The organism is Enterococcus sp. 7E2_DIV0204, assembly GCF_002140855.1.
In the GTDB taxonomy this organism is placed as follows: Bacteria; Bacillota; Bacilli; order Lactobacillales; family Enterococcaceae; genus Enterococcus_L; species Enterococcus_L lemimoniae.
The window spans coordinates 1,845,714-1,854,862 of record NZ_NGKY01000001.1; the positions used below are offsets into that span (position 1 = coordinate 1,845,714).

The 9,149-nt window shown below is 29.8% G+C and carries 6 protein-coding genes and 2 pseudogenes; 6 read left to right on the top strand and 2 right to left on the bottom strand.

The features are described 5' to 3' along the window. The first annotated feature begins 429 nt into the window (after positions 1 to 429). From budA to A5819_RS19240, 4 genes and pseudogenes are all read left to right on the top strand, one after another. Positions 430 to 1,140: pseudogene (budA, locus tag A5819_RS19765) on the top strand (acetolactate decarboxylase). A 426-nt stretch (positions 1,141 to 1,566) separates the two neighbouring features. Further along, positions 1,567 to 1,746, top strand: coding sequence for a hypothetical protein (locus tag A5819_RS08625; RefSeq protein ID WP_086278387.1), 180 nt, complete (start codon positions 1,567 to 1,569; stop codon positions 1,744 to 1,746). Between the two features lie 145 nt (positions 1,747 to 1,891). Beyond that, a pseudogene (locus A5819_RS08630) lies at positions 1,892 to 2,467 on the top strand (histidine phosphatase family protein). Positions 2,468 to 2,956: 489 nt separating this feature from the next. Further along, positions 2,957 to 3,130, top strand: coding sequence for a hypothetical protein (locus tag A5819_RS19240; RefSeq protein WP_176271394.1), 174 nt, complete (start codon positions 2,957 to 2,959; stop codon positions 3,128 to 3,130). 713 nt (positions 3,131 to 3,843) lie between these two features. Here the strand turns inward: A5819_RS19240 and A5819_RS08640 are convergent. Beyond that, positions 3,844 to 4,836 (bottom strand): phosphodiester glycosidase family protein, encoded by a 993-nt coding sequence (locus A5819_RS08640; RefSeq protein ID WP_086278389.1) that lies wholly within the window; start codon positions 4,834 to 4,836, stop codon positions 3,844 to 3,846. Positions 4,837 to 5,108: 272 nt separating this feature from the next. Between A5819_RS08640 and A5819_RS08645 the strand changes: the two genes are divergently transcribed. Further along, entirely contained in the window at positions 5,109 to 5,306 is a 198-nt protein-coding gene (locus A5819_RS08645) for a hypothetical protein (protein WP_086278391.1), read from the top strand. Positions 5,307 to 6,330: 1,024 nt separating this feature from the next. Here A5819_RS08645 and A5819_RS08650 read toward each other — a convergent pair. Further along, complete coding sequence (locus A5819_RS08650) at positions 6,331 to 6,882, bottom strand: TetR/AcrR family transcriptional regulator (protein ID WP_176271395.1); 552 nt, start codon at positions 6,880 to 6,882, stop codon at positions 6,331 to 6,333. Positions 6,883 to 7,007: 125 nt separating this feature from the next. Here A5819_RS08650 and A5819_RS08655 point away from each other — a divergent pair, with 125 nt between their 5' ends. Next, the gene (locus tag A5819_RS08655; RefSeq protein ID WP_086278394.1) at positions 7,008 to 8,135 is read left to right on the top strand and encodes an alpha/beta fold hydrolase; all 1,128 of its coding nucleotides are present in this window, start codon (positions 7,008 to 7,010) and stop codon (positions 8,133 to 8,135) included. The last annotated feature ends 1,014 nt before the right edge of the window (positions 8,136 to 9,149 follow it).

Below are 9,149 nucleotides of genomic sequence, written 5' to 3' on the forward strand. Positions count from 1 at the left end.
TATAATATTTATAACTCTTTTTTTATGTCATAAATATGTAAAAATTATTTAGTAAACATACTCAAAAACGATAAGATAGGATGACTCATAAATAAACGAAAAATTAAATATAAAGATAAGTCAACAACGTCTATTTATAAAATTATTTGAATGATATTTTATTGTATAAGTGTTATTATCTTAGTTTTTGTCTCTTTTATCTTTTTTGGAAAATAGGGTCATCCTAGCGTGCATGAGCGCGATAAAAATCTTATATAGAGACAATACGAACGAGCTTTTTTCAGCTATATTGATTGAAGTAAGCATAAGTTTAGTAATATTAAGGGTAGTAATACTAGTAGAAGTATTACTTTTGTTTTTAAGAAGGAGGGAATATAATCGAATTAAGCAAAAAAATTTCTAAAAAGAATCAGTAGAGGAGAGTCAATAATGGAAAAAAATAGTTTTTTTCAACAAGGGACAATGCAAATGTTAAGCGAGGGTCTATTAGATGGAACAATTACATTAAAAGAACTTATGATACACGGGGATACTGGTATTGGCACAGGTGAAGGAATTGATGGAGAATTGATTATTTTAAATGGAAAAGGCTTTAAAGTCAATCATAAAGGGGAGGGGATACCCTTAGAAAATGCCTTTAAAATCACATTTGCTGATGTTCACTTTGAAAATTATGAAAAAATAGATAATGTTTCCAGTATTTAGTTAAGTAAATGTTTAGAAGAGATAAAAAAAAGAATTGTAGGTACAAATATTTTCTTCTCTGTTAAAATACATGGGAAATTTGAGGTAATCCATACTCGCTCATCTAAAAAATCCAATAAACCCTATCCAGGTATTGAGAAGATTGCTAATAACCAAGTTGAATTTTATTCTAAAGACGTAACAGGAACGTTACTTAGTTACTACTCTCCATCATTGTATCAAGGAATAACTGTAGCAGGATTCCATAGTCATTTTATTTCTGATGACTATACAGTAGGAGGGCACGTAATTTTTTCTAAAATTAAGCATGCTTCAGTTTACTTACAAAAATTCGCATCATTTACTCAAAATACGCCTATTCAAAACATTGACTATCTAAATGCTGACTTAAGTGATATAAGTAAATTAGATAATATTATTAAAAATGTTGAATGATCATACTAATAAACTAAAACTGGAACTAAATCAAAGGAGAGTAGGGTGACTGTTATAGTTGATCCTATATCTATTTTAAGAAAAATTCGAAATAGAGATTTAGTACACTTTGACAAAAGAAGTCTAAATTACGATAATCTGTTGGAATTAATCCGATCCGATATACATTGAAGATGAAACCGAATTAATAGATTCTGTGTATGAGAGTTTATATACAATAAAAGAATTGTTCTTTAATGATTAAAAGAAGTACGTGAAGCTTATTCTATCTATAAACTAAATAATAGTGCTGACGATATCAGTAACTCATTTGCATAAAGATAGTTAATCCAAAAGGATCAGCAACATGATCCTTGAGATTCAAAAACGATAACTAGTAACAAGTACGAGATTCGAAAAAATAAAAAATGAGTAGAGGTGAATAGTATGGCTAAAAATTTAAATAAATTTTTTAAAAGAGAGAGTGTTAATTTTTTGTACTACATAATTATCTTAGCAGGATTATTGATTTCAAAAAAAACAGGGCTATTTTATTTAGGTGTTGTTCTTGTCGGGTTAGCAATAGTTACAAACTACAAAATGTTTGTGAAGAAGAATAAATATTAGAATTCTTAGAAAGAATTTGAATAACTTAAACGACCAAAATAGAGAAAGATGATTATGTGGTAAGGACATTAGAGAATTTTATCAAAAATGATCAGTGATAAAAGCAAAATATGCAAATTTAAAATGAAAGATAGGTGTATTGCGTATGAGAACACTATATTTAATGAGACATGGACAGACACTATTTAATTTACGGGGTAAAATTCAAGGAGCATGTGATTCACCTTTCACTAAGCAAGGAATAAGTCAAGCTCAGCTTGCTAGGGATTACTTTTTAAGTCAGAATGTAATTTTTGATCACGTCTATTCGTCGACACAGTAAAGAGCCGTTGATACTGCAGAAATAGTCTTTGAGTATAAAAGTGTTATACGATTAAAAGGAGTCAAAGAATGGAACTTTGGTTTATTCGAGAGTGAAAGTGAAGAATTGAATCCTAAAATAAAAGCAGGTGAGACCTTATATGGAGACTTTTTTGTAGATTACGGTGGGGAATCTAGTGAACAAGTACAAAGTAGAATGAATGCTACGCTTAATGAGATTATGGAAAAGAAAGATCATCGTAATATTCTATGTGTTAGCCATGGAGGCTCTATGTATCGATTTATTCAGAAATGGCTATCTCAAGAGCAAATTAAAGCAATCAAATTTACTAACTGCTGTATTTTAAAGTTTGAGTATTCAGAAGGCATATTTGAATTTAAGGAATCAATTAGCCAATAGTAGTGTAAATTCAAAAAAATCGCCAGCCACATCCATGAGATCCAAAAGCAATCGTTCTGGAAAACAGATACTTTTTGTTGACAGTAGTGAGAGAGTCGATCCAACAGGCAAAACAGACTTAAAAACGAACGATTAACAATGGCTAAACTTAAAATGGAGAACTACATTTCAAAATTACAGGATAGTGTAATGAGAGGGGAAATAATCAGTGACACTTAAACGCTTTTTCCAATTATTTATTTGTTATGTGTTATCAGTCGCGTTATCCTATACCATAGTATCTCGTGTTTTTATGATAAAAAATGAAGTATTAATAGTAATTCTTATGTGTGTTATAGGCTACGTTATTTTAGGAATACCGTTGACAGTATTAACTTTACTAAAAAATAAAAAATAGCAATTTTAAAAAAGATGAATACGAATAGTAAGAATTTCTGAAACTGAAAATAGTTTTGGGTTCCTAAAAAGGATGAATAAGAAGGAGTGACAGTGAGTAAGACTGTAAGCGATATGTTGAAATTGAGTGAGGAAGTACGTTCAAAAGGAAAGTCACAATCAAGAACTAAATCAGTAATGAACACAAAAAATGAAGCATTTTATTTTACTAGTTTGGAAATAAGCGAAGACGTCAAAAAATTGAGCGCTATATCAACAAATCTATAAAAATAAGTACCTAGAAGCGTTCTAAATGAACTAGTGAGGTTGTTTCAAAAAGGTTTAAATGAAGAGACATATAGGACACTATTGATTTTCCCAGTAATTCCATTAAGTATGTTAACAGTAGCCATTTTTTGTGGTATTAAAAAATTTCATTCAAACACGTATTGTATTTTGACAGAGGGGAGTTTTATGGGTACGCAAATTGCATAAATAAAAATTTTTAACGATGTAAACCTTATATACATGGTCAGTTTTAGAGGATGTATTTTATTCCTACTAATTCAATTTTTTGATTATAGAAAGGGGTCTTTTTTTTAATAAAAAAAATCATTAAAAACCTAGTTACAAAAAATACCTACCTTTAAGAAAGGTAGGTAAAAAGAGGTTAAGATGAAAAAGTTTTTATTTAGCTAGAATTGTACAATATTTATAAGTAAATAATACAAATTGAATTTTGTATTATTTTTGATAAAACAGGATAAAAAATTTAAATATTAAGTGATTTAGATTGTATTCCAAAACTATTGTTAGAATAAAATAGTTTCTATGATAAAGATGTCACCCTTTGCATAGAAAATGCAGCTATTTAAGAAAATCTGATTTACGTTAGAACATGCAACAGAGATAGTTCTCTGATAAGACTTACATTGATGCAGAAAGAAATAATTATTATTTCAACGCATACCTGCATTTTAAATGAGTTTACTTTCTATCTCCTACTTTGCTACCGTAAAGACCGTCGTCACAGCTCGCTCAGAACCGTTTGAAAGGTCATTTATTAGGTTTCCCTCATAGAAGAGTTCGGAGGAACCACCACCATCAAGGTTTGCTGCGTTGATTACGCCTAAATCCTTCATTATTTCTTGTAAATCATAAAGACTGGCTCCTGCTGAGGAAGTGGAACGCCCTTCAATTACCACTAAAAATATGGTGCCATCACTTGATTGACCAATGGCCGTCCGGGGTTGTAAACCTCCAGTCTCCTCGTTTTCAATTTGATCTTCTCCATTAATGAGAAGATATGGACCAAATTCAATGGCATCATCAATCCCAGCTGCTAAAGCATCTTTAAAGGTATATGTTCCTAAAATGAGTTTTCCTTCCTTACTCATCCCAATCCACTGAGTCTCTTCTTCAGCGGACCCATAAATAAGCTGACCATCTTGAATGATACCTGAATTTATAGTTGAAACGGAAGAATCAGACTGGCGATTAAAGTCGAAACCGCCAGCATTTACTATAGCTTGTATTGAAGCAGTTTCAGCAAGGGTTTCTGAAACTAATTGTCCTTGATTAAGACTATCAAGATTGGTCGTTAATGATACCTTAGAAGGATCTTTAACAGTGACAACGTATCCTTGATATGTGCTACCAGAAATTTCCTTTAAAGATGTTTCTCCTACCACACTGGTTGTAGTATTGCTACTACTTGTGGAAACGGCTGTCTGAATTTTTACGCTGGCACTATCTGAATTTTCACTGTTAACTACCGTATATTTTGCTAGAATAGCTTCTATTTCTTCACTGGAAAGAAAAGTTGTTGCTAACCATTTATGATTCGATGTCGACATAGCTGTCTGAACCCAAAGGTCACGCTGTTTGGCAAAAACATTGGTATGAAAAAAGGTGAAAACTCCTCCTAAAACAAATACTCCTATTGCGCTTATAGTGATTAATAGCTTTTTTAACTTTCTTTTCTTATTTTTCATGAACTACGCCTCCTTATAGTTGAATTCCTCGAAATTCAGTCTTCTCAGACCTAGTTTCCTGAATGGTAATAGGTAAACTGTTGTTTTATATGCCTAAGGTGTCCAATGATTTCTTTCCATGTTTCTATTTTTCGTTAGCTGTATTTAATTGTTTCAAAAAAATTGATCCTCTCCTTTGTTTATTTTTATACAGTTTACTATTTGAACCTTAAATCTAGCCTAAAAGGATAAAGAGTAATAGCAGATAATGTTTAACAAAGTGATGGAATATATTGTTTAAAGGAAAGAATAAACATTTTTTTATAACTCATTTTAAGAAGTGGTTTCTAGCATTTTTTTTAAAAGTATCTGGACGAACAGTAGAGTTAGGAGAAATAGCAAAGCAAGCTGTCATAAAAGTAGTATATGAAGAAAAAGAACTAAACATTCATATTGAGAAGTTTATTCATGATGACTATGATTGGATGTAGCGAATTTGATTAGACGTTATTGAATGATACAAAATTAGAAGTATTGAAAGGAAAGACTTGAATTTTCTTAGATACTGTTTGAAAATCGTGTAAAAAAATACGCAAAGAGTCAGTTTCGTTTTGGGGAGCGAAATTCACTCTATAAACCAAAATTACAGAGATGTTATAAAAAATGCACAATACAGGAAATGGTTTTTTTATAAGATGAAAAATAGACTGTAACGTAAGCCAGTACACAAAAATAGCAAGGAGAACTATTAATCTATTCGGGGAAGGGCCTATTTTAAGAAGTAGAGTACGAAGCAGTTTAAAGCTTTAAAGTAGATAAAAAAAGTGATATTTTTAAAATGAAGGGAAAGTCTTGGTAGAGATCATAGTAGTAAGGTGGACTATTTGTTTAATAATATAGAATGCAGACCAATCAGGTCGGCGATGCACCTGTTAATTTTCATTCACAAAAATTTTAGTCTCTCTATTTTATATGATGAGACTAGGTTTGTGATAAACTTTATAGATTTGTATCTTTTAAAGCGACTACGATGGAAGATGATAAAGTAAAGATTCTATATAGCTAGTATAATAATGGGAGTACTTCTGAGCGAAAATTAGATAATGCATTAATAAGTGGAATAAACGTTAGTAGTGATAGTTAGAATTAATCATTCTAACAAAATTACCAAGCACTTAATTACATGTCTAAAGTTATAAATTTAGGGCAGAAGAATTTTCTACCCTATTTTGTTCTGCAAGAGAAAACAACTAAATGAATGAGTAATATTCTACAAAAGCTAGATAAGTCAAAATTCCTTTTTGATTTTGGAGTTCTTGATCGGATTAGTCCTATATTAGAGCAGACAGTACTGCAACTTATTGAAAAGTCAGTGTTTAAGGTTAGTAAAAAATGTTCCTACTTCAAGGTATGAAAAAAATCTAAAAAATAGTTAGAAGTAGATTTGGCAGTAGTATGAAAAGAAATTCTCTATTTTAAAATAAGTTGATTTATGATTAGGGTTAAGTTAGCTTTTTATACTTTAGTTATAGCACTCTCGAAAAAATTTTCCATGAATGAAGAGATATCCTCAGATAATTCATTTTCTAAAGAATACTTAATAGAAACCATAGCATTTGCTGAGTATAATTCAACCAAAAATTCAAATGGTAGATTGATTCTTTTGTACTTACTTATTCTGCCTAGATATTGAGATATGTATTTTTTTAAAATAGATAAAAAGTTTCTTTCTAATGCATATTCACCAAAAGAAGAATAAAAAAGTACTTTTAGTTCTTCTTTATTGACATTTAATTCTTTGAAAATAGAATTTAATGTAACGGAAAGGTTAGTTGTAGAAAAACGTTTTTGAATAAGGGAATCAAATAAATCAGTATAGCTCGTTATGATTTGTTCAAACAAATCAAATTTATCACTGTAGTGAGTATAAAATGTTGATCGACCAACTTTAGCCGATCGGCATATATCCTTTACAGTAATTTTTTCAAAATGTTTTACCTCTAATAAATGAATAAATGATTTTTGGATGAATGTTTTTGTTTTATCTACACGCAAATCGATACCCACTATATATCCTTCTTTCTAGACATTTTTTGTTTTTTTGTTCATTATAGTACATTACAAACAAAATTGTGTCTTTTATTAGTAATTCAATGTAAATAGAATTGTTTATATAGAAAGGGAGGATTAATATGTTTAACAATTATAATAGAAATAAGCAATTCAATTTTCAAATGAACCGCTTTTTAGAGCCTTACGAAGAAGATGGTAGTGTCCAAAAGGAAGTGAAAGAAATAGCGAATCAACTAGAAGATTTAGAATCATGGTATAAAATCTGGTTTGCTCTTGGAAAAAAAAGAGAAAAAGATCTTTTCTACGATGTTGCTTCTTGTTATTATCAGCTAGCAGAATTTTATCTTCCTGAAGAAGATCCAAGAAAACAAATAGTGTATGAGCTCTTTAAAAAAACATTTTATAAAAGTATAGATAGGAGTAATTTGAACTTTATTCAAATTCCTTACGAGAATACTTTTATGCCAGGTGTGATTGTTAAAAAAAGTGAGCATGTTACACAAACATTAATTGTTCATGGCGGTTTTGATTCATACTTAGAAGAACTAATTAGATTAATGAATTTGTTTGATCAACTTGATAACTATCAACTTATTTTATTTGAAGGACCAGGACAAGGCGAATTAATCAAAAAGAAGGTAGCTATGACGAATGAGTGGGAAAAACCAGTCGGAGCTGTATTAGACTATTGTAAATTATCAGAAGCTGATTTATTGGGTATGTCATTAGGTGGTTATTTGGCGTTAAGAGCATCTGCTTTTGAACCTAGAATTAAACGAGTGATTGCATTCGATATTATGTATAGTATGGAGGATGCGTTTAAAGAAGGACTTGTTTCAAAAGACTATCAAACAATTTCATCATTACTTGAAAGTGGGGATACAAATAAATTAAATGAACGGTTGCTAAAAGTTGCTAGATCCAACAAAGATTTGACATTTAAATTGACAAAAGGCTATTCAATTTCTAATACGAATAAGCCTTCAGATCTCTTAAAATTTATATCTAGTTTTTCTCTTAATGGAATTGAAGATAAAGTTCAACAAGAAGTTTTATTAATGGCAGGAACAAAAGACATGTATGTTCCCGCTTCCAGATTAGCATTTTTAATGACTAAACTCATAAATGCGAAAAAGATTGAAACGATTCTTTATACTGAATGTTCTGGTGGAGAAATGCATTGTCAAGTGGGAAATAAAAAAGAAGCAATTAATGATATGACTAATTTTTTATTGAAACGTAAATAAATCAATTTATGGACCGTTGCTTTTAAAGAAATAACGCTATTTTTTTGCATGATGGCTCCTATAAGTACAACAAAAGTGCAGATAAGTTATTCGGTACAACCTATTAAAGGAGCTGTTTTTTTGTAAAGAGATAAAATAGGTAACAAAATAGAAATGGCCTGGACATCCAAACTAAAAAGACATCATGAATTTTCATGATGTCTTTTGTTATAGCAAAAAATGGATGTTCGTCGATAATTACTGCGCTCATCGAACTAATTATTCAGACGATATGAACACAGGTATAATTATATTGGCAAACCCTTATAGTGTTTAAAAAAGACTAAATACTCCAAAATTTCAGTTTATGTAGGTAAAATAATTATTAGTCTTGATCAGCTATAATACAGTAAAGAATATAAAAAATGGGTTTCATCAATTAGGGATAAAAAAATCTTTATTAGAAAGCTTTTAATACCTTAAATATGATTTGTGCAAATCTCAATTGCATAGCAAAATACTGAAGGCGTTAAGCTAAATTTTTTGACTGTAAGTAACTGTGGATCTTTTTCAATTCAATTTAAAGGACAATATCTTGAGGCATAGTAACGAAATATTGTGTAAGGGTTATTTTATAGTTTAGCTTTTTTGATGCATCAACGTGTTAAATCATAGAGTATCTAACAAGAGTAGAGAAGCAATAAAATAAGTATAATTCTAAACTTCGCATAAAATAACAAAACCAAAATGAAAATTTAGTATCTATATTACAAGAGAATAACGTAGTGTCAATACAGATAGAAGTATACTTAAAAAAATCTCTGCTCTAAAACATGAAAATACATAGACTTGCAAGAAAAGACCTTTATAAATTGAGTTCTTAATTGTTGGTCATAGAACAAGAATTAGAAAAGGGTTATTTTTTTATATATAATTTTTATTTTTTGTTATTTTATACATTTTTTCTTGTTATATTAACAAACAAGAAAAATATGAAATAAATGCGAAATTTATTTTATTAATAAGATGATATAA

What these genes read in the sequence shown, in the direction of transcription:
- A5819_RS08625 (WP_086278387.1), top strand. Translation starts at nt 1,567, where the DNA reads ATGGCTAAAAATTTAAATAAATTTTTTAAAAGAGAGAGTGTTAATTTT.
- A5819_RS08640 (WP_086278389.1), bottom strand. Translation starts at nt 4,836, where the DNA reads ATGAAAAATAAGAAAAGAAAGTTAAAAAAGCTATTAATCACTATAAGC.
- A5819_RS08655 (WP_086278394.1), top strand. Translation starts at nt 7,008, where the DNA reads ATGTTTAACAATTATAATAGAAATAAGCAATTCAATTTTCAAATGAAC.